Below are 726 nucleotides of genomic sequence, written 5' to 3' on the forward strand. Positions count from 1 at the left end.
CCAAGTACAAGGAGCCGCTGCAGGAGGCGGACGTCCCCGAACCCACCGTGGGGGAGCACGACGTGCTCGTCCGGGTGGAGGCCGCCGGACTGAACCCGCTGGATGAGAAGATCCGCGCCGGTGAGTTCAAGCAGATCCTGCCCTACAAGCTGCCGCTGATCCTGGGCAACGACGTCGCGGGCACCGTCATCCGCGTCGGGACGGCGGTTCGCGGCTTCAAGCCCGGAGACGAGGTGTACGCCCGGCCCCACCAGGACCGCATCGGCACGTTCGCCGAGCGCATCGCCGTAGCGGAGGGCGACCTGGCGCTCAAGCCCGCATCGATCAGCATGGAAGAGGCCGGCTCACTGCCGCTGGCGGCGCTCACGGCCTGGCAGGCGCTGGTGGAGCGCGGGAAGGTGCGGCCCGGGCAGAAGGTCCTCATCCACGCCGGCGCCGGCGGGGTCGGTTCGATCGCGATCCAGCTCGCCGCGCACCTCGGCGCGAGCGTCGCCACGACCGCCAGCGCTTCCAACGCGGACTTCGTGCGCGCGCTCGGCGCGGACACGGTGATCGATTACCGCACCCAGGACTTCGAGCAGCTCCTGACCGGCTACGACCTGGTGCTGGACAGCATCGGCGGGGAGACCCTCGAGAAGTCCCTGCGGGTGCTCAAGCCCGGCGGCAAGGCCATCGGGATCACCGGTCCCCCGGACCCCGCGTTCGCCCGCGAGGCCGGCCTGAACC

Annotated in this window: 1 protein-coding gene; it reads left to right on the plus strand. The window is 71.2% G+C overall.

The annotated features are described in order from the left end of the window. On the plus strand, nucleotides 1-726 hold a 726-nt coding region (locus tag ACTMVF_RS42390), incomplete at both ends, for an NADP-dependent oxidoreductase (protein WP_441276430.1).

The sequence above is a fragment of the Streptomyces sp. SD31 genome, assembly GCF_052068475.1.
Lineage (GTDB): Bacteria > Actinomycetota > Actinomycetes > Streptomycetales > Streptomycetaceae > Streptomyces.